Raw genomic sequence first — 23,751 nt, forward strand, 5'->3', positions numbered from 1 at the left:
CTTGATTTTTTTTGTTGAGTTAGCAAGAATAAGAACTATATCCAAAAATAGAAGAAAGAACCTATGCCTTTAGGAGGTTTTATATTGAGTACACAATTAGAAAAAGCAACATTCGCAGGGGGATGCTTCTGGTGTATGGTCGAACCTTTCGATGAACGCCCTGGAATCGAATCCATCGTTTCAGGATATACAGGGGGACATACAGAAAACCCGACATACTTGCAGGTGGTTACAGAAACGACGGGGCACAGGGAAGCGGTACAGATCACATTCGATCCGGCCATTTTTCCTTATGAGCGGCTTGTTGAGCTTTTTTGGCAGCAAATCGACCCTACGGATGCCGGAGGTCAATTCGCTGATCGAGGCCACTCTTATACGACAGCTATCTACTATCACAACGAGAAACAAAAGCAAGTGGCTGAAAAGAGTAAAAAAGAGCTTGCATCATCGGAAAAATTCAAAGACCCGATTGTAACGGAAATTCTGCCGGCTGAAACGTTTTATCCTGCTGAAGATAAGCATCAGGATTATTATAAGAAAAACCGCTTCCATTACAAGCGTTACAAGAAAGGATCTGGACGAGCTGATTTTATAAAAGATCGATGGAGTTATGAAAAAGACCAGGAAGAATTGAAGCAGCGTCTATCCGATATCCAGTATAAAGTTACGCAGGAGAATGCAACCGAGCGCCCTTTCCAAAATGAATTTTATGATCACGAAGATGAAGGCATCTATGTTGACATCGTTTCAGGAGAACCGTTGTTCAGTTCAAAAGATAAATATGATGCGGGTTGTGGTTGGCCTAGCTTTACAAAGCCCATTGAAAAGCAGCAGGTGAAAGAAGAAGTCGATCGGTCTCATGGAATGTTCCGTACGGAAATTCGAAGCGACCGTGCTGATTCCCATCTCGGTCATGTGTTCGAAGATGGCCCGAAAGATCAAGGAGGATTACGCTATTGCATCAATTCTGCGGCTTTGCAGTTCGTTCCTAAAGAAGAAATGGAAGAAAGAGGATATGGATATTTGTCATACCTTTTTCAATGAAACCCTTCGGGCGCCCCTCTGACCTTTGATGATGATATAATGAAGGTAGTTTGAGGAGGTACCGAATTGGGAAGAAAACGAATTCTTACAAAAGAAGAGATTTTAAAAGAGACAGGCGCTTTGCTCAGGAAAGAGGGGATCCATGGGGTTCATTTTAAAAGACTCTCAACGGAGCTCCAGGTGAGCAGAAGTACTCTCTACGAATATTTTAAAAATAAAGAAGACCTCATTCTTTCCTACATGAGAAATATGATGGAAGAGATGAATAAACAAATTGAAGCGATTCCGAAAGAAGAAGATCCTAATAAAAAGCTATACGATCTCCTATTTATTTTTCTTGATCATGCCGAAACTCATCATATTGATCAAATGATTCGGGAGCTGCAGAGCAGTGATCAAACCTTGGCCTTATTCTATCGCACAAAGATCCATGAAGATCTTATGGGAACTTATGAGCAAATGTTGGAATGGATTGGCGATGCGAAGAGGTCGGGGCTATGGAAAGATGATATAGAAAGCGAGATGGTTGCTGATCTCATTTTCCATTCCATTTTATTTCCCACCAGGCATAAATATGGAGTGAAAGAGATGACGGATCAACTTTTTAGAATGATCGAATTTGGTGTGAAAAACAAATAGGCAAGCCGCTTTCCGAAAGGGAAGCGGTTTGTTGTATTTATCTAATTTCTTTCGTCTTGTTATATTTTCCGAAAGGAGCGGTGGCCCCATGAGACCTTCGAACAAGTTGAAAACATATTTAATCGCATTGCCGGGCGGTCTTTTGTTCGATTTGTTAAACATCCCGATCCCGTGGATATTGGGGCCGGTCGTGTTCGTTGTACTTGTTAAATACTTCACGGCATTGAAATCCGAAACTGTACCGATAGCAAAAAACATTGCTTTTGTTCTACTAGGAATTCAAATTGGTCTGACGTTCAGTGCCGAAACCTTTCATTCTATCGGTCCATACCTGTTTCCTTATACTATTCTTACATCATTGATGATTGCGATCAGCTTATTAGCTGGTTTGTACATCGCAAAACATGGGACAATTGACAAAACGACGGCGCTTGTTGGAAGTTCTCCAGGAGGATTGTCTGCCATGATTGCTGTCAGCGAATCCATGAAAGGGAATAGTGCGCTTGTTACGATTTTCCATACCTTACGTTTAATTAGCGTTCTTTTTATTATTCCTTTTTACGTTACCCATGGAAATTTCGATGTCTCAACAACAGTAGTTGCCTGTGTAACAGGAGAGATGGATAAAGGTTTGTATTATACCTTTCCTTTATATATCATCGCTGCTTTCATAGGCTGGCAGGTGAGAGACTGGATCCCGGCTGCTCTTGTCATCATCCCCATGCTTTTTATTGGGGCATTAAAAACAGCAGGTGTGCCATTCTACCCCTTGCCAGGAACGCTCTTCACTCTTGCGCAGTTCCTTATAGGCACTTACTTGGGACATACGGTATCTTTAAGGGAGATTATATCTGCTGGGAAGACTTGCATTGCTTTTTTTGCTTTGGCTGTTTCCATGATCGGAATAGGAATCGGGATGGCCTTTTTATTAAGCTGGTGGACAACTATGGACGTAAAAACGGCTGTTTTAGCTCTCGCACCGGGTGGGCTTGTAGAAATGTCTATCACTGCAGAACAAACAGGTAGTGAACCTGCCATTGTCAGCTCTTTGCAGACCATTCGTTTGTTGATGATCGTCCTGTTGCTCCCCTGGTTGTTCAAAAAGCTAAAAACATGAATTTTGACATTATCTCGAATTAAAGATAAAATGATTTTAGAATGAACCAGTTATCCAGAAAAATATTATGTAAATCAGAAAAGAAGAGGTGAAGCGCAATGAATATGAAACATATTTTCCAAAAAGGAAAGTCTGAACGCACCTTGTTGCTTCTTCATGGCACAGGAGGTACAGAACAAGATTTGCTGCCTATAGCAAAGATGATTGATCCAGATGCATCGGTCTTATCTGTAAGAGGGAATGTATCAGAGAATGGAATGCCACGTTTTTTCAAACGTCTAAGAGAAGGAGTCTTCGATGAAGAAGACTTAATAGAAAGAACAGATGAATTAAACAATTTCCTTGATGAAGCCAGCAAAGAGTACGGATTCGATCGTAATCATATCATTGCAGCAGGATATTCCAATGGAGCGAATATCGCAGGAAGCCTGTTGTTTCATTACAAAGATAGTTTGCGGGGGGCTTTGCTGTTTCATCCGATGGTCCCGCGGAGAGGGATAGAACTTCCTGAACAACCAGGTCTTCCTGTATTTATCGGTGCAGGTGAAAATGACCCGATCTGTCCAGCTCAAGAAACCAAAGACTTAGAAGAACTATTAACCAAAGCTGGAGCTGATGTCACCGTTCATTGGGAGCGTATGGGGCATCAATTGACAGAAAATGAAGTGAAAACAGCAGCGGATTGGTATAAAAGTCAATTTTAATCATTTGTTTTATTGAGTCATCTCTACGTTCATTGTATGATAGGTACACAAGAACCAAGGAGGATGCTCTATGATTCACAAAAATTGGGAAAGCAATGAAACCATCAAACAAATCGAGTGTGTTCATAACGATGCAAAAAAATTCGTTGTAAACAACGTTCTTACTCCAGGCAAAGTGTATGATGTAAAAAATGAAAGTGAAGAGTTTTACTTTGTTATTGATAATTCCGGCCGGATGGGCGGTTTCTATAAGGAGTATTTCAAAGAAGTGTAAATGACTGAAAAGCCAGGGAACCATTCCCTGGCTTTTTCTATGGCTGAAAAATGTTCTTCCCCCCTCTCAAAAGAAAAAATCTTTCATATAGGGATTTGTTCCCATGTTTATAAAAAAGATGAAGTGGGGTAATGGTTATTAAAAAATACTTGAAAGGAAGAGTATGCCATGATTTTGGATAACGTTAGAATCTACCAGCCCTATCAAACCTATGAAAGTGACCGCACTTATGCGATTAAAATAGAAGGGGAAAAGATTGAGTCCATATATGAGTCACCTTACGATGGTGAGGAAGATGTCGTAGATGGAAGAGGACGAGTCCTTTCTACGTCCTTTAACGATAGCCATATGCACCTGCTCCGTTACGGTCTGTTAAAGAAGGAGTTAGACCTTACCCAAGTAACGAGCTGGGAAGAAATGAAGGCAGTTGTCGAGAATCATTATGATGAACTGCAGCAATACGACTGGGTTTTTGGGAAAGGATTCAACGATGGAAACTTTGATGATATCGATCATCTTTTAACTGCAGAAGACTTAAATGAAATTCAAGTGAATGCGTATATGTACTTCATGCATCAGGATGGTCATGAATGTGTCATTAGTGAACAGGCGATGGAACTGTTGAAAGAAGAAGAGGATTTCAAGAAAGAACCGGATGAATTCAAAGAAAAAGATGAACACGGGAATTGGAATGGCCGCTTTAAAGATACAGCGGTTCACTATATTAAGCACCATTTTTGGGGCCGGTCGGCCGAGGATGCAAAAGAAGCATTAAAGAAAGCGATGCCTCACCTTAGTCAACACGGCCTGACCTCTGTGCATACGGATGATATTAACTTCATCGGCTCTTATCAACGGTTGTGGCAGGCCTACACAGAACTAGAACATGAAGAAGCATTACCGATCGATGTACAACTGCATCATTATGTCTTCAATATTGAGGACATGAAATCCTATTGTAAGGAAAATGATCATCGCACAGGCCAAGGAACACCTCAAGTGAGAGTGGGGTCTTTCAAGATTTTCCTGGACGGTACCCAGCGGCTTTATACGGCAGCCATGAGGAACCCTTATCCTGTAGAACCAAGTGCAGACGGCCGTTTGATTTATACCCAGGAACAGCTTGATGATATGGTCAAATATGCAAGTGACAATGATATGCAGGTTGCCATGCATGCCATCGGCGACCGTGCTGTTGAACAGGCAATTACTGCGCTTGAGAAGTCCAAGGAGGCGACGAAACGTTTGAGGCACCGGATTATTCATGCCCAGACGCTTGCTCCTGATTTGATTGCCCGGTTGAGAGAGTTGAAGCCTTACATTGAAACACAGCCTTCCTTCCTTCTTGATGAGTGGAGCGAAAAAGGGAAATGGACACCGGAGAGCCTTCTGCCTTATTGTGATGCTTATGAAAGCCTTTTAAAAGAGCAGATTCCATTAACGTTGAGCTCGGATCTTCCGATTGGTGCGCTGAATCCTTTTACGACCATATTCTCGGCTGTTAACCGGACAGACCTTAATGGAAACCCAGAAGGCGGCTGGATGCCGCAGGAAAAAATAAGCGTAAAAGATTCCTTTATCGGTTTCACAAAAACTCCAGCTGAGCTCGAATATAGAGAAGAAGAAAAGGGTAAAATAGAACCTGGTTATCAAGCTGATTTTGTAATCCTAGACAAACATCCAGAGGAAATAGAAACTGAAAAGCTGAAGGATATAAAAGTATTAGAGACCTGGCATAGAGGAAAGTGTGTCTATAGGAAGTGATGTGTTCTTCAACTTTTCTTGTAAACACTCGTTCCATCAGCCATAATGGACATAAGTGATGGAAAGGGGAGGATGGGTAGCAATGGAGAAATTATTTTTAGTGCGTCACAGTGAAACGGAAGGTCAACATGAAGATTCCCCGTTAACAAAGACGGGCATCAGGCAGGCCCAAATGCTTGCGGCTTTTTTAGAGAAGTACGGGCACAACATCGACCGCATCATCTCAAGTCCTTATTTGCGGGCGATTGAAACGATCAAGCCTTTTGCCAGAAAAAACAATGTGACCATCGAAATGGATGACCGTTTAGAGGAGCGTGTCCTCAGCCACGAACCTCTGGATGACTGGGAAGAAGTCCTTCATGACACGTTTGTCGACCCTGAACTGAAACTAACGGGAGGGGAATCCTCGACAGAAGCTAAGAAACGTGTCCTTTCTCTGATTGATGAACTTGAAAATGAGGACTGTGGGAACGTTCTCCTTGTTACTCACGGGAACCTGCTCGCCTTATTACTGCAAAAATATAACCGTGAAATCGGTTTTTATGAATGGAAGCGTCTCTCCCGACCAGATGTTTTTCTTGTACAAAAACAAGGAGGAGAATATACAGTCGAACGCATTTGGGAAGACTGAGATCATCCTTCCCATTTCTTTTTAAGTTCGATGCGAAAATGGTCGAACAACTACGGGAATTGCGATTTTTCATCAAAATCGTTATAGTATATTGTGGTGTTTATCTTAGCCATTATGGGTGAATAGTATTTTATAAGCACACGAAATTTTATAAAAGGAGGAGAAATAGATATGGCATTTGTAATCACATCCCCTTGTAAAGATGAGAAAGCTGGAGAATGCGTGGATGTGTGCCCAGTTGATTGTATCGAAGAAGGGAAAGATATGTTCTATATCGACCCTGCGATTTGCATAGATTGTGGTGCGTGTGAAGCGGTGTGTCCAGTTGAAGCGATTTATATCGAGGACGAGGTACCAGAAGAAGAAACTCCATACATCGAGATTAACCGTAAGTTCTTTGAAGAACAATAAGTATCATAACCAGACCGTGACCGTCTCTTTCCTAAAGAGGCGGTCTTTTTCATATCCCCTTTAAAATCCCTTCTTCCATTATAGCTCCAGCTAGTGGGTCCACAGTTTTGAGAGAACTGGGTTTCGTTTGCCGGTTTGGTAGTCAGGAGTGGTTGGGAAGCAAGTCATTCCCCGTAGCCCCATCCACTCCTTAAACATCTAGAAATTAGTTCTTTAAGAATCCTGCTTTACGGTCGATTCGTTAAGCGGCCTTTTGGTTCAGTTGGTTCTTGGGTGAATAAATCTTCTCTATGCAGGGTAGATAGAAAAGGAATGATTACAAGGGAGGACACAGATTATGACAAAACTAAAGAATCAAACAGCGATCATAACAGGGGCTAGCAGCGGAATCGGTAAAGCGATTGCTCACCATTTAGCAAATGAGGGAGCGAACGTTGTACTCGCAGCTAGAAGAGCAGAAAAGCTTAATGAACTCGCAGAAGAAATTACTGAACAATATAATGTAGAAGCGAAAGTGGTAGAAACAGATGTAACGAAAAGAGAAGATGTGGAGAAGCTAGTTTCAGAAACGAAATCAGCATTCAAAACGGTGGATCTTTTTATTAATAATGCTGGAGTTATGCTCCTCTCCTTCTTGAAGAATGACCACGTGGATGAATGGGAACAGATGGTTGATGTTAATATTAAAGGAGTGTTATACGGCATCCATGCAAGCCTGCCAACCATGATGGAACAGGAGTCCGGTCATATCGTTAATGTTTCATCTGTTGCTGGTCATGAAGTCTTTCCATCCAGCACCGTTTACAGTGCGACAAAATATGCGGTAAAAGCTCTTTCCATGGGAATGGAAAAAGAACTTTCTAAATCGGGCGTCCGAGTGACGAACGTTTCACCTGGAGCCGTGGATACAGAACTTACCGACCACATTACAGACGGAGACGTCATTGAAATGTTCAAAAACCGCAGCATGGATCCGCTGGAAGCGGATGATATTGCCCGTGCCGTTGCTTATGCTGTGACTCAGCCATCTTATGTGAATGTAAATGAGGTCATCGTTCGTCCCATGCATCAGAAGTAAATGAAAAAAAGATGACCGCAGGGATGCGGTCATCTTCATTGTACAACTTTAAATTTCTTGTAATTATTGATTTTATCCTTATTTTTAACATCGAGTGCCTCTACTTTACTGAAAGGTGTAGGCCCCTCATCTATTTCTTTTATGAACTGCTGTAATTTTCCATGTTCTCCTTCCGCTTCAATAAGAACGGTGCCGTCGGGCTGATTTTTCACCCACCCTGCAATACCGATCTGTTCAGCGATCTGTTTGGTTGCAGCACGGAAACCGACACCTTGAACGCGGCCGTGGACGATTATCTGATTGTTTTCCATTCTTACACCTCCTCATCTATCCTCTTGTTTCCCCAAAAATAGAATTCGGCAAACCTTGAAAAGGAGTGGATGTATGATGAAAGAGATCGATATCACGGAAATTGAAGGATTCTTTTTTGGTCAAAAAGAAAGTGAAAATCATCACACAGGGTGCACAGTTATTCTGAGTAAAGACGGAGCCACGGCAGGTGTGGATGTTCGGGGCGGGGCTCCGGGTACGAGGGAGACCGATGCCTTGAAATCTGAAAATTTTGTGCAACAGGTTCATGGCGTATTTCTGTCCGGAGGCAGCGCGTTTGGTCTTGAGGTTGGTTCAGGGGTGATGAAATATTTGGAAGAGGAAGGGATCGGTTTTGATGTAGGGGTAACTCGAGTCCCGGTCGTCCCTGGTGCCATTTTGTTTGACTTAAGAGAAAACGACCAGGGCATGCGCCCGGATGCTAAAATGGGTTATGAAGCTGCAGCAGCTGCTTTCAACCACTCTCATTTGAAACAGGGGAATTATGGAGCAGGTGCAGGGGCGACAGTTGGAAAAGGGAAAGGACCTTCTTTTAGTATGAAAGGCGGATTGGGGCATTGTTGCATTCAAGTCGGTGACGTCAAAGTGGGAGCGGTCGTTGCCGTTAATTGTTTTGGTGATGTAATCAATCCTGAGACTGGCCAAATCATTGCCGGCATCCAGAAAGAGGGTAGGTTCTTAAATAGTGAAGAAGTGTTGATGGATCAAATCAAAGAGGGGCCGACCAACCGGTTTCACGGGAATACGACCATTGGTGCCGTGGTTACAAATGCAAAGGTAGATAAACCGGCAGCAAACAAGCTGGCGGCCATGTCTCATGCCGGCCTTTCACGTACTATTCGTCCATCCCATACATTTGTTGATGGCGACACAATTTTTTTTGCAGGGTCAGGGAAAATTTCCTGTGACTACAACAGTTTAGGAGTCATGGCTGTGAGAGCGGTTGAAAAAGCAGTACAAAATGCAGTGAATCATGCTAAAACAACGAAAAACTTTTTATCAGCTAAAGATCTACAGTAGGAGGAAGAGTGAGATGAATGTTTTTGTTTACGGTTCTCTTTGCAAAAATCAGGAAAATCATCATTATATGAGAGAAGCGACATGTCTTTCAGAACAAGCTTTTGTGAAAGGTACGTTATATACGGGACATTCTTATTATCCCCTTCTCGTAAAAAACGACCATGAGATCACCTATGGAGAATTGTACGACATTCCCTGTTCATTATTAGCCGTGTTAGATGAATTAGAAGGCTATTCTAAGGGTTCAGATGATCCATATTTCGTACGCGAGATGTGCGAAGTTTCTACACCACAGGGAGTAAAAGAAGCGTTTGTCTATTATTGGCCGCGAGAAGCTGCAGGTCAAGGGGTCCACAATCACGATTGGAAAGTCCATCGGTATATTCAACGGGAGCATCTCCATTATTTTGCTTATGGGTCATGTATGGACAATTCCAGATTATGCGAGCATGGAGTTGACCATTTATTTACTACCATCAAAGGGAAAGGGATGCTTAACGATTACAGGCTTGCTTTTTCCACTCATTTTAGGGATGGTTCACGAGCTGATATTACCGAACACCCTGGATCTCACCTGGAAGGAGTTGTTTATGAAGTTGGAAGAGAGGCACGGGAGTATTTATATCAAAGGGAAGGGGTGGAAACGAAGGTCTATAGACCAACGATTGTGCATGTGATAGGAGACGATGGAATGACCTTCCCGGCTCTATCTTTCACGGTTATTGAAAAGAAAGCTGAAATCGCTCCACCTTTTCATTATGCCGAAGAAATTCATCGAGGAGGTTCGAAATACCTCTCTGATAACTACATGAAATCTATCGAACATAAATTCATAGAAGAATGGAAAGTGCCAGAATTTAGAACGTATTTGCAAAGAAAGGGGTGGAGAGAATGACAAAGGTCATGTGGTCAAGTTATACAGCCAGGGATTTCACGCGTTTACAATATGCGCTTCTTAAGAAGGGGACCTCTTCTAAGGAAGCGATTATTATCGTACATGGGATTACAGCCGAGTTTCATCACCATGAAGCTTTTGCTCAGGAATGTCTCCGTGACGCTGATATTTATTTTCCTGTGTTAAGAGGTTATGACAAGAGTCAAAAGAGAGGGGACATTGACTATATTGGGCAATATGATGATGATTTTTTTGATTTCCTCCATTTCATTGAAAAAAAAGGGTATGAAAAAGTGACCCTGGCCGGACACTCCATGGGCTGTGCCAATTTATTAAGGTTGATTCAAAAAAACAAGAGTGCTGCCAGTGAATACTTGTTTATCGCTCCATTCTTTCATCCTACTTTGCCTGTCTACCATGAGGATGCGACCGAGCAGTCCACTGATCGAACCGATGTGGATTATACGGTATTCGACAAGAAAGTCATGCTGCTCATGACTTTGTATAAGATGAATATCCATCGATTCAATAACAGGACTGTTGCGGAAATCCCCGATGAATTCAACAAATCTGAAAAACTAACGCTGAGCTTCCGACTCCTTGCCTCAAGGTTTCTTGAAAAAATCCCTCCGGATTTGCTACATGATATCAAGGATAGAGTGTCCATTTATGTGGGAAGTGAGGATGAAGTTCTATTACATGATAAATTCAAGCGTTATGTGAATGAGCATTGGAATGTTGAAGTCAACATCATTCAAGGAACAGATCACAACCATATCCTTCACCATTCTCAACTGCATAAGGAATGGGCGGGGAAATGAAACCTTTTTATTCCCAGTTGCTTACATTCCGCGGTCGTTATGATGACTTCGGGTACGAACAAGGAAAACGTTTGAAACATACGCTTTTATATAAACACCACGAACAAAGAAGGAAACGATCGAGGCTTCGTTACGATGTTGATGTTCAAGTGGTAAAAGAACAAATGGATCATTATTCAAAGGGTCTCTTCGACGAGCTCAGAGGTCTGGCTGAAGGATTGCAATGGTCGTTGGAAGAAGTCGTTCATGAATACAGTGGGTTTCAACAGGACTGGGAAGGTTCAGGATGCTCTATTTTGACTGGAAGCGGATACTTTGCAAGAAATTACGATTACCACCCTAAAACGTATGAGGGCCGATTGGTTTTGTTTCAACCCGAAGATGGTTATGCGAGTATCGGCCCCTCCCAGCGGATCATCGGGCGTACAGACGGAATGAACGAACATGGACTTTGTATTGGTTATAATTTCGTTAACAGAATTCACCCGGAAGACGGGTTTATTTGTTGTCTACTAACAAGAATGGTCTTAGAAACATGTAAAACGACCAAGGAAGCGGTTCTCCTGTTGAAAAAACTCCCTCACAGACATTCGTTTAACTATGTAGTATTTGATAAAGAAGGAACATCAAAAGTCATTGAGGGCTCTCCTCGCGGGGTAACCGTGAAAGAAGGGATGGCTTGTACGAATCACTTCACAGAACTTGAGAAGGAAAACCGCAGGCATCTCTCAGATTCACAGGAAAGACTGGATGACCTTAAAAGTCGTCAAGCTTATATTCATGATGAATTAGAGGCTTTTCATTTATTGAATGACTCCTACGGACCGATCTTTTCTCATGGGTATAAACAATGGACCGGCACAATCCATACAGCCTGCTACAGTCCAGGATCTTTAACTCTTCATTTTGGGCTCGGTGGAAATACGGAACCATCCGTGATTTTATTCGGTGACTGGCTGAATGGAAGAACAGCTCTTCCTAGTAAGGTTTATGGGGAATTGGATACGAATCAAACGATTCCCTATATGGATGACCCTTCGTTTTAAATATCTCACCCTTGAGGAAACACAGCTCTTAAGAGTAAAATGAGGGAGGACATTGTACGGCAAAGGAGACGAGACATGAGCCATTTGACAGAACTAAGCATCGGTAAAATTCAGAATTTATACGCTTTTTTAAAAGATCAAGGAAATGAAGAACAAAAAGAGAAAGTATTGGATTTATATGGAAAGTTAATTCAAGAAGAAATGATCATCGGCTTTGCGGGTCACTTCTCAGCAGGAAAATCCACATTGATCAATACGCTATTAGAGAATGACCTTCTCCCCTCAAGTCCCATACCTACGAGTGCGAATATCGTTCGGTTGAAGACAGGCGCCCCCTATACCCTTGTCCATTTCCAGGATGGAACGGTCGTCCGATATGATGCGGATATTGATCTGGAAACGATAAAAGCGCTCTGTAAAGATGGTGAAAAAATTACAGGACTTGAGATCTCACAACCAGGACAGTCTGTGCCTCCTCATGTGTCGATCGTCGATACACCAGGAGTAGATTCCACGAATGACGCGGACCGATTGATTACTGAATCATCTCTGCATTTGATGGATTACATGTATTATGTGATGGATTATAACCATGTACAGTCTGAAGTGAACCTTATGTTTCTATTGGAAATGCAGCGTCGAAAAACACCTTTTTCAGTGGTGGTCAACCAGGTGGATAAACATGTAAAAAAAGAGCTTTCTTTTGAAACTTATCAAAAAACGGTAAGAAACGCCTTCGAAAAATGGGGCATAACCCCTGAAGAAATCTACTTCATATCCTTGAGAGATTATTCCCTTCCTTTCAATGAATTTCAAAAGTTAAAGGGAGACTTCCGCTCTCACTTTTCCACCTCTCAACTGGAAAGACAAGCGGAAACGCAAGTGAAATGGATTGCCGAAGAAGCAGTGATGAATTATTCGGAACTGATCGAAGGCGAGATGGCGCAGCTTCGAGAAGACATGGAAAAGTGGGAGGGAAAGATCGACCAAAGCCCCTTCCATGTTAAAGACCTCGAAAACCAGCAGGCTCTCTATGAAAAAGCAGAAGCACACTTTCAGGAGAGGGTCAGCCAATTCATTTCGAATGCTTACCTCATGCCAAGCGCTCTTCGTGAATATGCGGAGGCTTACTTACAGTCAGTACAACCGAACTTTAAAGTGGGAATTCTTTTCACGCAAAAGAAAACAGATGAAGAACGCTCAGCAAGGAAACAGGCTTTTCACAAGAAGCTCACAGAGTCAGTAGAGAAAAACCTGTACTGGCCGCTGCGGGAACGAATGCTTCAGCTGATGGAAAGCTATTCGATCAGCGACCAAAGGCTGCTAGAACATGTGCAAAAAGAGACCTTCCATTATCCTGAGGAACGGTTATATGCTCTCGTCGAACGAGGGGCGTCTGTCACAGGTTCTTATGTATTACGATACACGGATGATGTATCAAAAGATATCCAAAAGGAAGCGCGTCGTTTCATACAAGAATGGAAGTATTTATTCCTCGAAGCGGTCGCTGCCAATCAACAAGAAATGATCGACCAGCATAAAGAAGTTTTTGAAGCGGCTAAAAAGAAACAGGTAATAGAAAAACAACTAGAGGTTTTGAATGAAGAAATTAAAGACTATCGTCATAACCTAGAAGAATACTTAGAGAAAGAGACCTCAGAAAAAGAGGCATCAAGGGTTAGTAAGGCATGGAAAAAACGACAAGAAAAGATGATCTATAGAAGTGCTGATGAAATTCCTGCTGAAACACCGGTCCGTGAAGAGGAAGACCTCGACCCTCATCCAGCGCCTTCTAAAAAGAGTGGTTCTTCCATTGATCAGGCGCTCCTCCGGGCAGACGAAACATTGGAGAATATCCATTCACTTGAAGGTACGAAGCGGCTCTATGCTCAATTAGAGAAAAAACGAAACCGTCTGGATAATAGACATTATACGATCGCTCTATTCGGAGCATTCAGTGCAGGTAAATCAAGTTTTGCTAATGCTCTGCTTGGAGACCTGGTACTGCCTGTTTCTCCGAACCCGACCACAGCGACGATCAATAAAATTTCTCCATCTCATGCTGGAAAACCGGACCGCTCGATTGACGCTTATGTGAAGACAGAAGCAGAAATGCTGGAAGATTTATCTCCTATCCTTGAGGTCCTTGACCTCAGCGCTCATACCCTGGAGGATGTTCACACGAAAGCTAGCCATATGAAAGAAAAAGATTGGCAGCCACTTGATCATAAGAAACACTCCTTTTTACGTGCTTTCATAGACGGTTATCCAACTATGAAACAGAACCTGGGAAAATGCATCGATGTGTCATGGGATGATTTTTCATCATATGTTTCTAAGGAAGAAAAATCCTGCTTCATCGAGTCTATGGAACTTTTCTATGACTGCCCGTGGACGGAAGCGGGAGTCACTCTCGTGGATACCCCGGGAGCGGATTCTGTCAACGCGCGTCATACAGATGTGAGTTTTGAATATATCAAGGATGCGGATGCCGTTTTATTTGTCACCTATTATAACCACCCATTTTCACATGCTGATCAAACATTCCTTAAACAGCTAGGCCGTGTAAAGGATAGCTTCAGCCTTGATAAAATGTTCTTCCTCATCAATGCTGCCGATTTGGCATCATCCGATGAGGAACGAAAGCAGGTGGAAAGTTATGTGAGAGGGCAGTTGAACGAATTCCAAATTCGTCACCCGAAACTTTTCTCTATTTCGAGTTTACAAGCACTCGATGAGAAGATGGAAGGAAAAGATTTGAATTCAGGCTTACATGCTTTTGAGGAAAGCTTCCACTCGTTCCTTCACGAAGACCTCGCACAGATGATGATTCATGGGATGGATAAGGATATTAAGAACATAAGACAAGTCCTTGAGAACTTCATTGCTGCAAGTCAGCTCAACGAACAAGAGCGCCGTGAAGAAATTGAAAAGACGAAAGAAGAACACCATCTTATACGCGAGACTCTTGAGAAGAATTTCGATCAGGGGGCGGAAGACGCTATTCATAACAAAGCGGATAAACAGATTCATTATGTACATGAACGAATGATGCTCAACTTTAATGATCTGTTCAAGCGGCACTTCAATCCAGCGACCATCCAAAACCAGGGAGATACAAAAGAAGCATTGAAGGTTTCTCAAAAGCAGCTTCTGGAGGAATTGAGTTTTGAAATGCTTCAGGAAGTGAAAGCGGTTTGTGTGCGGATGGAGCGGTTCATGGACCAGTTAGTGAATCAGTCCAAAGAGAGGATCGAAAGTGATCTTTATAACATCCGCCCCAGCCTTCAATTGTCAATGATCGAAGAAGGAACATTTCCTCTTCCGGTCTTAAGTGGAAGTGTGGACATTGGTGAAAAAGAAAAAGCCGGCTTGCGAAAATTATTTAGAAACCCGAAAGCTTTCTTTGAACGCAATGAGAAAGAAGAGATGAGGGAATCCATGGCAGCTCTCCTTTCTCCAGAACTGAAAACGCAATTGGATACACTTGAATCTCTGGTTATTGACCATTATACAGAGTTGTGGCAGAGAAGGTATGAGGAATGTATGAACATTTGGAAAGAAGATGTGTCCGACCATTTTACTCAACTTCGATCTCACCTTGAACGACCAGAAAACATGAAAGACCTGGAAAAGATTCTATCTCAAATTCCTAAGTTCTAATTCACTAAAGCTACACATAAGGTAATACATCAGCTTCCCCTTTTCTAAGGATTTCTTCCTCCTCCTCGGAAAGGGGGATTTGTTTTGCTGAAAAAGCTCTGGTCTAAGAGGACAACGGGAGTCATAAGCATAGACAGAAAGGTGGGTGTTATTCAGTGTATATCCAAAACGGTCCTTATAGACAAACGTATGCGTCTGAAACAGCGCAAGCGAAATTTTTGAGTAGTCCACTTGCTCCCAACTTGAAAGGGACCATTCAATTTTATCAAATGCCATACGGTGTCGAGGTTTTTGTGCAGGTAGAAGGCCTGCCTGATTTCAAAAAGCCAAAAAACGGAAAGCAGATTGGACCTCATGGGTTTCACATCCATGAAAAAGGGGTGTGTGAAATCGGGGACGGAAAGGACCCTTTCGCATCTGCTGGTGGACACTGGAATCCAGATGAGCAGCCGCACGGGAATCATGCGGGAGACTTCCCCGTGTTGTTTTCCAACCAAGGAAGAGCACGGATGATATTTTTTACGGATCGTTTCAAGGTGAGTGACATCATTGGCAAATCTGTAATCATCCATGAAGGACCTGATGACTATCAGTCCCAGCCCAGCGGAAATGCAGGGAAAAGAATCGCTTGTGCGATCATAGAAAGATCTTGACGGAATGGAATAATTCACCTTCTCCCCGTATATACTAATCGTGTAACGTTAATAGCACGCTCTGCTTGACTTCACCGGTGAGTCATAGTATAGTGTATAAAAGGATAAAATTTACCAATATTCTGAAGTTCGCACTTCCAATCACCTATTATAAAGAGTGATCAATCCTTATTGGTACTTTTTATAATATGTGATTTTTTCTTTATTGCAAAACGCATATTAATTTTTGAAACATTGGAGGATCCATCCCTATGAAAACAGGTACAGTGAAGTGGTTTAACGCGGAAAAAGGTTTTGGTTTTATCGAGGTTGAAGGTGAAGATGATGTATTTGTACACTTCAGCGCGATCAACGAAGAAGGCTTCAAGTCTCTAGAGGAAGGTCAAGCTGTAGAGTTTGAAGTGACAGAAGGCAATCGCGGACCACAAGCTGCAAACGTCACGAAACTATAATAAAAAATAGAAAGAGACTGGCTTTTGAAGGTCAGTCTCTTTTATATCATGACATTCTAAAGGGGGGGCTACGCCGATGGCTTTCGGAAAGAAAAATCAGGCTGAGATTAAAGAAGAAGATACGAAGATATGGGTTTGTACATCCGAAGACTGCAACTGCTGGATGAGAGATAACTTCAGAACCAATGATAACAAGAAGTGTCCCATGTGCGGAAGTGATATGGAAGAAGAAAACAAGGTGCTTCAAGTTGTCGAAAACAATAGTTTATACTATAAATCAGAATCTTAAAGAAAAAAGCGGTTGCTTCTCAGGCAATCGCTTTTTCTTATATTCCAGGGAGGGGAGACCATGGACCAAAAAGTTAAACAGATGCGTGAAACAAAACAATTATTAAGAAAGAATTCGCTCGCTACGGTTTTAGATAAATTTGATGGGGATTTAATGGCCCTGTCTGAGAAAGAGCGAAAGAAGAAGTATAACAAAATGAAAGCTGATCCTTACAGCTTTTTTAGAGGAAGTGCCTACTTGTTCTTTCATGATACCACAGAGCTTCCCTTTACCTTTCATACACCCGTGGACAAACCGACATGGCTCATGGGAGATTTGCACTTCAACAATTTCAGTGTCTTTCAAAACGAAAAAAAAGAGATTGTCTTCGATGTGGACGACTTCGATGAAGGGTATCTAGGTTCTTATCTATACGACGTCCTACGTATGGTCGTTAGTATACGTTTGATGTTGCAGTCACTTTCGTATGATGAGGAAGCCAAGGAAGAGATGGTTCATCGATACTTGAAAACGTACGTGAAGCAAATAGAAGCCTATCATGATCGAGAATTGAGTCCGGAGAAAGTCCAATTTACGAAAGAGTCCACAAAAGGTCCTGTCAAAAAGGCCATTAAAAAAGCGGAGAAAAGAAGTTTGTCACACGAACTGGAAAAGCAGACGATGATCAATCACGATTCCATACGTTCTTTCGATATCGGGAAGGACAAGCTCTCTTCCGTTCCTAAGCACGAAAAACGATTACTAGAAAGAGCATGGGAAGAGTATTATCAATCCCTGGAAGAAAAGAACAAGAAAGCGAAGGACTATTACCGCATCAAGGATGTGGTAAAAAAGACTGGAGCGGGAATCGGCTCAACCGGTTTAAAGAGGTATTACATTCTTATTGAAGGCGCGTCACACGAAGATCATGAGGATGATATCATCCTTGAAGCAAAAGAAGCACGAACTCCTATCCCTGCTTATTTCTTTCCCTATGATGAAAAATTCTGGAACGATCATAAACATCAGGGAAGAAGAGTCATTCACACTCAGCAGGCGATGCACCACCTCTCCGATCCATTTCTCGGCTATTTTGCTATGGAAGGGAAAGAATTTTACGTGCGGGAACGATCCCCTTTTTCCAAGGATGTTAAAGAGAAGCATCTAAGTGATCTTAAGTCTGTCAAACAGACGGTAAAGACCATGGCAAAAGTGAGTGCGAAAATTCATGCACGAGCGGATGTGGACATTGAGGAGGGAATGCTCGACTATCATAGTGAAGACAGTATTATGGAAGCGATCGGGACGGAGAAAAAGAGGTTCCGGCAGCAACTTGGTTTGTGGGCCGGCCATTATGAGAAGAGAGTGTATGAAGATTATAAATTGTTTATGGAGTGGGGAACAGAGCGTGAATATTTTTAATATCTCAGGCGGCTATCATACAACGCTTAAGAATGATATAATTTCTATGTTATAGAAACGAGAGTACTGGAGGATTATCACATGTTAACAGTAAACAATGTAAGTCTTCGATTCGGCGATCAAAAGTTGTTTGAAGACGTAAATATAAAATTCACCCCTGGCAATTGCTATGGTCTGATTGGTGCGAACGGTGCAGGGAAGTCTACATTCTTAAAGATTTTGAGTGGTGAGATTGAGGCACAAACCGGTGATGTCAGTTTGAAAAAAGATCAACGGTTGGCCGTTTTGAAACAGAACCATTTCGAATATGACGATTATCAAGTTCTTGAGACTGTCATTATGGGTCATACACGTCTATATGAAGTGATGAAAGAAAAAGATGCCATCTACATGAAAGGCGACTTTTCTGAAGAAGACGGTATGCGCGCAGCGGAACTTGAAGGAGAATTTGCTGAAATGAATGGTTGGGAAGCGGATTCTGATGCGGCCCGTCTATTGAAAGGCTTAGGCATTGGTGAAGATCTTCATGATAAGAAAATGAGTGAACTGCAAGGATCAGAGAAAGTGAAGATTCTCCTTGCACAAGCGCTATTCGGTAATCCGGATGTTCTTCTGCTCGATGAGCCGACCAACCACTTGGACATTAAAGCGATTCAATGGCTGGAAGACTTTTTAATCGATTTCGAGAATACAGTCATTGTCGTTTCCCACGACCGTCACTTCCTGAATAATGTCTGTACACATATCGCAGACCTTGACTTTGGAAAAATCCAGGTTTATGTCGGAAACTATGACTTCTGGTATGAGTCCAGTCAATTAGCTCAGAAAATGGCTTCCGAACAGAATAAGAAAAAAGAAGAGAAGATTAAGGACTTGAAAGAGTTCATTGCACGTTTCAGTGCCAATGCTTCCAAATCCAAACAAGCGACTTCACGTAAAAAACTACTGGATAAAATCACACTGGATGATATTCAACCTTCTTCCAGAAAATATCCTTACATCGCATTCAATGCGGAACGTGAAATTGGAAATGACTTGCTGACAGTTGAAAACCTTTCGAAAACGGTGGATGGTGAGAAAGTATTGGATAATGTCAGCTTTACCCTTAATAAAGACGACAAAGTGGCCCTTGTGGGATCAAACGAAGTTGCCAAAACGACTCTTTTCCAAATCCTTATGGGTGAGGTTGAGCCGGATGAAGGAACCTATAAATGGGGTGTAACGACTTCTCAAAGTTACTTCCCTAAAGATAACTCGGAATTCTTCGAAGGTTCGAATTTGAATCTTGTTGAGTGGCTTCGTCAGTATTCACCAGAGGATGAAACAGAAACATTCCTACGCAGCTTCCTTGGACGTATGCTGTTCTCAGGGGAAGAAGCGCTTAAAAAAGCGAATGTCCTTTCAGGTGGAGAGAAAGTGCGTTGCATGCTTTCTAAAATGATGCTTTCTCAAGCAAACGTTCTTCTTTTAGATGAACCGACGAACCACCTTGATCTAGAATCCATTACTTCCTTAAACAAGGGATTGATCAATTTCAAAGGTTCTGTCATTTTTGCCTCCCACGACCATGAGTTCATTCAGACCATTGCTAATCGTATTATTGAAATTACGCCTAATGGTAAGATTGTCAATAAAGAAATGACGTATGATGAATTCTTGAACGACCCAGAAGTTCAAAAGCAAGTAGCAGCTAAATAAGGATGTTTTAAAAGCACAAATCCTACGTGGATTTGTGCTTTTTTTCGCTAGAAAATGTTTTTTTCTATCATATTCGTGTAAAAAAAACTATGATTAGGCAGCAGTTCGCCTTGTTGCATAATGTCGAAACTGTGAAAAATTAGGGTGTTTCTGGCTGATTCATGGGTCGAATGCTCCTTTTGTAATGGTTGTGAAATATGGATGTTATGTTTGCAAACAAACTGTTGCTTGTTTGTTCTTAATTTATTCTGAGATTCTGTTAATCTTGTAATTGTGAATGGATCACCTAAATACATAGGGATCGACCAATCAAGAGGAGGCAGAATTTCATGAAAAAAACTGTATTTTCTGTTGTAGCAACTGTCGCATTAACGGGAGCATTCGCCACTACGGTAAGTGCCCACGAAACGGAATATAAAATCAATCAAGGGGATACTCTTTGGGGAATCTCTCAAAAATATGATGTCAGCGTCCAAGACCTAAAAACATGGAATGGTTTAAATTCAAACATCATCTATCCAAATCAAACGTTAAAAGTAGCAAACGAGTCTAAATCCAGCACACCTTCATCTACTACGTCTTCCAACACATCCACTTATACAGTGAAGTCTGGAGACACGTTGTACGCCATTTCTCAAAAATTTAATATTTCAGTTGATCAGCTGATGGCGTGGAACAACCTGACTTCCACCCTCATTTATCCTGGCGAACAGTTTAAAGTTGATGGACAGGCTGTACAAACATCTGCTCCAAGTTCCAATAGCAGCTCTAGTAATAGTTCCAGCAACAGCACATCAACAGCAACTCAAACCAGCACAAGTCAAGACACAAGTAACGATGTGGTTAAAGAGTTTACGGCTGAAGCTACTGCCTATACGGCTTACTGCACAGGATGCAGCGGTGTAACTGCAACTGGAATTGACCTGCGTGCAAACCCTGACCAAAAAGTGATTGCCGTAGATCCGGACGTTATCCCACTTGGTTCTAAAGTTTATGTCGAAGGGTACGGAACAGCAATTGCTGGAGATACCGGCGGTGCCATTAACGGCAACCGTATCGATATTTTCATGCCTTCCCGTGAGGATGCTCTTGCCTTTGGTAGACAAACCGTTAAAGTTCAAGTACTGGCTGACTAATTTGATAAGATATAAAACTCCTTTCTGTAAATGCAGAAAGGAGTTTTTTTATGCGGTTTATTTTGAGTTTCAACCACTTATTGATAGACTAAAGACAATTGTATTAAGAAGGGAGAAGGTATGGATGAGAGCGATTGTACACGAAGGAAAAGACGGACTAGAGGGATTGAAAGTTAAAGAATTACCGAAACAGCAAATGAGTGACAACGAAGTGAGGGTTAAAGTACATACGGCAGGAATGAACCGGAGAGATTTGGCTGTGGTTACAAAGCGTCACAAAGCGGATGACCCTGCATTGATTCCTGGATCAGATGCTTCTGGAATTGTAGAAACAGTTGGGAGAAGTGTCACCAAATTTCAACCAGGTGACGAGGTCATCGTTAATCCTGGCCTCGGCTGGCATAAAAATAGCCCAGCTCCTCCAAAAGGGTTCGAAATCGTCGGCCTTCCTGATCATGGTACTTTTGCGGAATATTACACGTGTACGGAGGACCATCTTGAACGAAAACCTGATCATTTGTCCTTTGAAGAAGCAGGCGTACTCCCATTAGCTGCACTAACCGCCTATCGCGCTTTGTTTACAAGAGGGAATCTTGAAGCGGGTCAAACAGTTATGCTTCCAGGGATTGGAAGTGGTGTTCTTACCTTTTGCCTGAAGTTTGCAAAAGCCGTTGGCGCAAGAGTCATCGTAACCTCCCGTTCAGAAAGTAAGCAAAAGGAAGCGATGAATCTCGGGGCGGACGTAGCCATTTCAACAGAAGAAAATTGGCATGAAGCTTTAGCTTCTGAACAAGTGGATTTGTTAATAGAAAGTATCGGGAACGCTACATTCAATAAATCATTAGACATTGTCCGAAAAGGAGGAACAATTGTTACTTTCGGTTCTACCACAGATGATGAAGTGACAATCAATATCCGGCAGTTCTTTTATGGGCAGTACAACCTGCTTGGGTCAACGATGGGGAGCGCAGAGGAATTGCGTGAGATGCTGGACTTTATTAGTAAGCACAACATTAAGCCTCAACTAGACAAAGTTTTTTCGATGGATCAATATAAGGAAGCATTTGAATACATTCGAGACTCCAAAAACTTCGGAAAAATTGCATTTACGATGGCATAATGTTCTTTCTTCAAACTTAGTAGTAACTCCGAATTAATCAAGTAAAAAAACACACATCAAGCGAACGAATGTGCGTATAATTAGACAATTCATCCATCTTTTGTTGTAAAATGATAGAAAGACCATTTTATGACAAGGGGTGGATGAATTTGTCACATAAAAATAATCCGAAACGTTTTGCTTTAAACATGAGTGCCGCGCAATTTACGAAGTTTTATATCATGCACCTGTTACAAGTGCATCAGCCGATGATTAGTGAACACTTCAAAGCAGAGTTTAAAAAGCTTACGAAAAACTGGATCCCAGCACCTTCCACACTACTTGATACCCTGCATGAAATGACAGAGCAAGGATTATTATACCGTAAAGATGATTACAAATCACATGATAAAAAGAGACAAAAAGTGTACTGGTATTACCTGACGGATGAAGGAAAAGAAGAATTCGATGTGTTAAAAAAGCGTTATAAGCTGTTATTTGAAGAGCAAATGCAAATACTGAAACAAATCATGGATGATGTTTATAAATAAAGGAAAGGTGAGCTTGCAGTGAAATTAAGTGTTCTGGATCAAAGCCCCATATCTGAGGGGGAGTCTGCTCAAGATGCATTACAGAAATCAGTAGAATTAGCGAAATACACAGAGAAATTAGGCTATCATAGATACTGGGTCGCAGAACATCACAATACAAATGGTCTTGCGAATACGTCTCCTGAAATTCTTATATCTAAGATCGCACAAGCCACCACATCCATTCGTGTCGGTTCTGGCGGGGTCTTACTTCCACAATACAGTCCATTGAAGGTAGCAGAGAATTTTCGTATGCTTGAGGCTATGTTTCCTGGGCGCATGGATCTTGGAGTGGGGCGTTCCCCAGGAGGTGGGCCAAAGACAAGACTTGCCCTTACAGATGGAATCGAAAAGCCCCTCAGTTCTTTTTCTAGACAAGTAAAGGAGCTGAAACAGTTTCTACAAAATTCCATTCCTAAAGGTGATCGGTTTTATGGTGTAAAAGCACGCCCGGAAACACCTCATCAACCTGAACTCTGGGTCCTCGGTTTGACCGAGCGCGGAGCCAAACATGCAGCAGTGAACGGAACAGGGTTCACTTTTGGTCATTTCATTAATCCTGATCATGGAAAAATACCTATTGAAACTTACAGGGAGCGATTCAAGAGCACGGATATGGAAAAATCAAAGGTGAATGTATGCATATTCGTCATTTGCGGGGAGACAGAGGAAGAAGCAGAGAAGCTGGCTAAAAGTCAGGACCTTTGGTTGCTTCGTGTGGAAAAAGGAATAGACACTCGTGTGCCCTCAATAGAAGTGGCTGAAAGTTACCCTTATACAAAAGAAGAAATAGAAAAAATAAAAAAGAATCGCAGACGCTGCATCATTGGAAATCCGGATCAAGTGAAAGCTAGATTGATGGAACTATCTGAATATTACGGGACAGATGAGTTTTTGGTGATTACCAATCTATTCGATTTTGAAGAGAAGAAAAAATCCTACAGTAGAATTGCTCGTCTATTCACAAATTAATCAAACCTCCTGAAATGTTTGTCT

24 protein-coding genes are annotated in these 23,751 nt (G+C 42.0%); 23 read left to right on the forward strand and 1 reads right to left on the reverse strand.

The features are described from left to right. Positions 1-84: 84 nt before the first annotated feature. The 9 genes from msrB to ACQ4XT_RS15455 all read left to right on the forward strand — a co-directional run bounded on the left by msrB (position 85) and on the right by ACQ4XT_RS15455 (position 7,662). A complete protein-coding gene (msrB, locus tag ACQ4XT_RS15415) occupies positions 85-1,044 on the forward strand; it encodes a peptide-methionine (R)-S-oxide reductase MsrB (RefSeq protein WP_446854446.1) in 960 nt (319 codons plus the stop codon). 66 nt (positions 1,045-1,110) lie between these two features. Beyond that, the gene (locus ACQ4XT_RS15420; RefSeq protein ID WP_446854447.1) at positions 1,111-1,683 is read left to right on the forward strand and encodes a TetR/AcrR family transcriptional regulator; all 573 of its coding nucleotides are present in this window, start codon (positions 1,111-1,113) and stop codon (positions 1,681-1,683) included. A 106-nt stretch (positions 1,684-1,789) separates the two neighbouring features. Next, on the forward strand, positions 1,790-2,800 hold the full coding sequence (locus ACQ4XT_RS15425) for an AbrB family protein (RefSeq protein WP_446854448.1): 1,011 nt from the start codon (positions 1,790-1,792) through the stop codon (positions 2,798-2,800). A gap of 104 nt (positions 2,801-2,904) precedes the next feature. After that, complete coding sequence (locus tag ACQ4XT_RS15430) at positions 2,905-3,504, forward strand: alpha/beta hydrolase (protein WP_446854449.1); 600 nt, start codon at positions 2,905-2,907, stop codon at positions 3,502-3,504. A 70-nt stretch (positions 3,505-3,574) separates the two neighbouring features. After that, positions 3,575-3,778 (forward strand): DUF6501 family protein, encoded by a 204-nt coding sequence (locus tag ACQ4XT_RS15435; protein ID WP_446854450.1) that lies wholly within the window; start codon positions 3,575-3,577, stop codon positions 3,776-3,778. A 168-nt stretch (positions 3,779-3,946) separates the two neighbouring features. Further along, positions 3,947-5,542: an amidohydrolase gene (locus ACQ4XT_RS15440; protein ID WP_446854451.1), complete on the forward strand. Its 1,596-nt coding sequence runs from the start codon at positions 3,947-3,949 to the stop codon at positions 5,540-5,542. A gap of 82 nt (positions 5,543-5,624) precedes the next feature. After that, positions 5,625-6,173, forward strand: coding sequence for a histidine phosphatase family protein (locus tag ACQ4XT_RS15445; RefSeq protein WP_446854452.1), 549 nt, complete (start codon positions 5,625-5,627; stop codon positions 6,171-6,173). 171 nt (positions 6,174-6,344) lie between these two features. Further along, entirely contained in the window at positions 6,345-6,584 is a 240-nt protein-coding gene (locus ACQ4XT_RS15450) for a ferredoxin family protein (protein WP_089652514.1), read from the forward strand. A 337-nt stretch (positions 6,585-6,921) separates the two neighbouring features. After that, positions 6,922-7,662, forward strand: coding sequence for an SDR family oxidoreductase (locus ACQ4XT_RS15455; RefSeq protein ID WP_446854453.1), 741 nt, complete (start codon positions 6,922-6,924; stop codon positions 7,660-7,662). Positions 7,663-7,697: 35 nt separating this feature from the next. Here ACQ4XT_RS15455 and ACQ4XT_RS15460 read toward each other — a convergent pair whose 3' ends face one another. Further along, entirely contained in the window at positions 7,698-7,973 is a 276-nt protein-coding gene (locus ACQ4XT_RS15460; RefSeq protein WP_446854454.1) for an acylphosphatase, read from the reverse strand. Between the two features lie 73 nt (positions 7,974-8,046). On the opposite strand from ACQ4XT_RS15460, the gene ACQ4XT_RS15465 reads away from it, so the two are divergent. From ACQ4XT_RS15465 to ACQ4XT_RS15530, 14 genes are all read left to right on the forward strand, one after another. Next, positions 8,047-9,012 carry a P1 family peptidase gene (locus tag ACQ4XT_RS15465; protein ID WP_446854455.1) on the forward strand — a complete coding sequence of 322 codons (966 nt, stop codon included), beginning with the start codon at positions 8,047-8,049 and terminating at the stop codon, positions 9,010-9,012. Between the two features lie 13 nt (positions 9,013-9,025). Continuing rightward, positions 9,026-9,907 (forward strand): gamma-glutamylcyclotransferase family protein, encoded by an 882-nt coding sequence (locus ACQ4XT_RS15470; RefSeq protein WP_446854456.1) that lies wholly within the window; start codon positions 9,026-9,028, stop codon positions 9,905-9,907. Then, complete coding sequence (locus ACQ4XT_RS15475) at positions 9,904-10,728, forward strand: alpha/beta hydrolase (RefSeq protein WP_446854457.1); 825 nt, start codon at positions 9,904-9,906, stop codon at positions 10,726-10,728. Before ACQ4XT_RS15470 ends, ACQ4XT_RS15475 begins: the two co-directional genes overlap by 4 nt. Beyond that, a complete protein-coding gene (locus ACQ4XT_RS15480) occupies positions 10,725-11,774 on the forward strand; it encodes a C45 family autoproteolytic acyltransferase/hydrolase (RefSeq protein ID WP_446854458.1) in 1,050 nt (349 codons plus the stop codon). The genes ACQ4XT_RS15475 and ACQ4XT_RS15480 overlap by 4 nt, the downstream gene beginning before the upstream one ends. Positions 11,775-11,849: 75 nt before the next feature. Next, on the forward strand, positions 11,850-15,437 hold the full coding sequence (locus ACQ4XT_RS15485; RefSeq protein ID WP_446854459.1) for a dynamin family protein: 3,588 nt from the start codon (positions 11,850-11,852) through the stop codon (positions 15,435-15,437). A 155-nt stretch (positions 15,438-15,592) separates the two neighbouring features. Further along, positions 15,593-16,090 (forward strand): superoxide dismutase family protein, encoded by a 498-nt coding sequence (locus ACQ4XT_RS15490; RefSeq protein WP_446854460.1) that lies wholly within the window; start codon positions 15,593-15,595, stop codon positions 16,088-16,090. 251 nt (positions 16,091-16,341) lie between these two features. Next, a complete protein-coding gene (locus tag ACQ4XT_RS15495; protein ID WP_027954344.1) occupies positions 16,342-16,542 on the forward strand; it encodes a cold-shock protein in 201 nt (66 codons plus the stop codon). A gap of 76 nt (positions 16,543-16,618) precedes the next feature. Beyond that, a complete protein-coding gene (locus ACQ4XT_RS15500) occupies positions 16,619-16,831 on the forward strand; it encodes a cold-shock protein (protein WP_226589652.1) in 213 nt (70 codons plus the stop codon). 60 nt (positions 16,832-16,891) lie between these two features. Then, positions 16,892-18,232 (forward strand): DUF2252 domain-containing protein, encoded by a 1,341-nt coding sequence (locus ACQ4XT_RS15505; protein WP_446854461.1) that lies wholly within the window; start codon positions 16,892-16,894, stop codon positions 18,230-18,232. An 81-nt stretch (positions 18,233-18,313) separates the two neighbouring features. Then, positions 18,314-19,930, forward strand: a complete 1,617-nt coding sequence (locus ACQ4XT_RS15510) for an ABC-F family ATP-binding cassette domain-containing protein (RefSeq protein ID WP_446854462.1) — start codon at positions 18,314-18,316, stop codon at positions 19,928-19,930. Between the two features lie 329 nt (positions 19,931-20,259). Further along, positions 20,260-21,066 carry a 3D domain-containing protein gene (locus ACQ4XT_RS15515; protein ID WP_446854463.1) on the forward strand — a complete coding sequence of 269 codons (807 nt, stop codon included), beginning with the start codon at positions 20,260-20,262 and terminating at the stop codon, positions 21,064-21,066. 124 nt (positions 21,067-21,190) lie between these two features. After that, entirely contained in the window at positions 21,191-22,186 is a 996-nt protein-coding gene (locus tag ACQ4XT_RS15520; protein WP_446854464.1) for a zinc-binding dehydrogenase, read from the forward strand. Between the two features lie 143 nt (positions 22,187-22,329). After that, positions 22,330-22,716, forward strand: a complete 387-nt coding sequence (locus ACQ4XT_RS15525) for a helix-turn-helix transcriptional regulator (RefSeq protein WP_446854465.1) — start codon at positions 22,330-22,332, stop codon at positions 22,714-22,716. Between the two features lie 18 nt (positions 22,717-22,734). Beyond that, positions 22,735-23,727 (forward strand): LLM class flavin-dependent oxidoreductase, encoded by a 993-nt coding sequence (locus ACQ4XT_RS15530; protein ID WP_446854466.1) that lies wholly within the window; start codon positions 22,735-22,737, stop codon positions 23,725-23,727. Positions 23,728-23,751: the final 24 nt, after the last annotated feature.

It is taken from the genome of Halobacillus sp. 12SKB (genome assembly GCF_052941655.1).

What these genes read in the sequence shown, in the direction of transcription:
- ACQ4XT_RS15465 (WP_446854455.1), top strand. Translation starts at nt 8,047, where the DNA reads ATGATGAAAGAGATCGATATCACGGAAATTGAAGGATTCTTTTTTGGT.
- ACQ4XT_RS15495 (WP_027954344.1), top strand. Translation starts at nt 16,342, where the DNA reads ATGAAAACAGGTACAGTGAAGTGGTTTAACGCGGAAAAAGGTTTTGGT.
- ACQ4XT_RS15435 (WP_446854450.1), top strand. Translation starts at nt 3,575, where the DNA reads ATGATTCACAAAAATTGGGAAAGCAATGAAACCATCAAACAAATCGAG.
- ACQ4XT_RS15430 (WP_446854449.1), top strand. Translation starts at nt 2,905, where the DNA reads ATGAAACATATTTTCCAAAAAGGAAAGTCTGAACGCACCTTGTTGCTT.
- ACQ4XT_RS15485 (WP_446854459.1), top strand. Translation starts at nt 11,850, where the DNA reads ATGAGCCATTTGACAGAACTAAGCATCGGTAAAATTCAGAATTTATAC.
- ACQ4XT_RS15440 (WP_446854451.1), top strand. Translation starts at nt 3,947, where the DNA reads ATGATTTTGGATAACGTTAGAATCTACCAGCCCTATCAAACCTATGAA.
- ACQ4XT_RS15525 (WP_446854465.1), top strand. Translation starts at nt 22,330, where the DNA reads ATGAATTTGTCACATAAAAATAATCCGAAACGTTTTGCTTTAAACATG.
- ACQ4XT_RS15505 (WP_446854461.1), top strand. Translation starts at nt 16,892, where the DNA reads ATGGACCAAAAAGTTAAACAGATGCGTGAAACAAAACAATTATTAAGA.
- ACQ4XT_RS15475 (WP_446854457.1), top strand. Translation starts at nt 9,904, where the DNA reads ATGACAAAGGTCATGTGGTCAAGTTATACAGCCAGGGATTTCACGCGT.
- ACQ4XT_RS15445 (WP_446854452.1), top strand. Translation starts at nt 5,625, where the DNA reads ATGGAGAAATTATTTTTAGTGCGTCACAGTGAAACGGAAGGTCAACAT.
- ACQ4XT_RS15520 (WP_446854464.1), top strand. Translation starts at nt 21,191, where the DNA reads ATGAGAGCGATTGTACACGAAGGAAAAGACGGACTAGAGGGATTGAAA.
- ACQ4XT_RS15470 (WP_446854456.1), top strand. Translation starts at nt 9,026, where the DNA reads ATGAATGTTTTTGTTTACGGTTCTCTTTGCAAAAATCAGGAAAATCAT.
- ACQ4XT_RS15515 (WP_446854463.1), top strand. Translation starts at nt 20,260, where the DNA reads ATGAAAAAAACTGTATTTTCTGTTGTAGCAACTGTCGCATTAACGGGA.
- ACQ4XT_RS15460 (WP_446854454.1), bottom strand. Translation starts at nt 7,973, where the DNA reads ATGGAAAACAATCAGATAATCGTCCACGGCCGCGTTCAAGGTGTCGGT.
- ACQ4XT_RS15510 (WP_446854462.1), top strand. Translation starts at nt 18,314, where the DNA reads ATGTTAACAGTAAACAATGTAAGTCTTCGATTCGGCGATCAAAAGTTG.
- ACQ4XT_RS15500 (WP_226589652.1), top strand. Translation starts at nt 16,619, where the DNA reads ATGGCTTTCGGAAAGAAAAATCAGGCTGAGATTAAAGAAGAAGATACG.
- ACQ4XT_RS15450 (WP_089652514.1), top strand. Translation starts at nt 6,345, where the DNA reads ATGGCATTTGTAATCACATCCCCTTGTAAAGATGAGAAAGCTGGAGAA.
- ACQ4XT_RS15455 (WP_446854453.1), top strand. Translation starts at nt 6,922, where the DNA reads ATGACAAAACTAAAGAATCAAACAGCGATCATAACAGGGGCTAGCAGC.
- ACQ4XT_RS15480 (WP_446854458.1), top strand. Translation starts at nt 10,725, where the DNA reads ATGAAACCTTTTTATTCCCAGTTGCTTACATTCCGCGGTCGTTATGAT.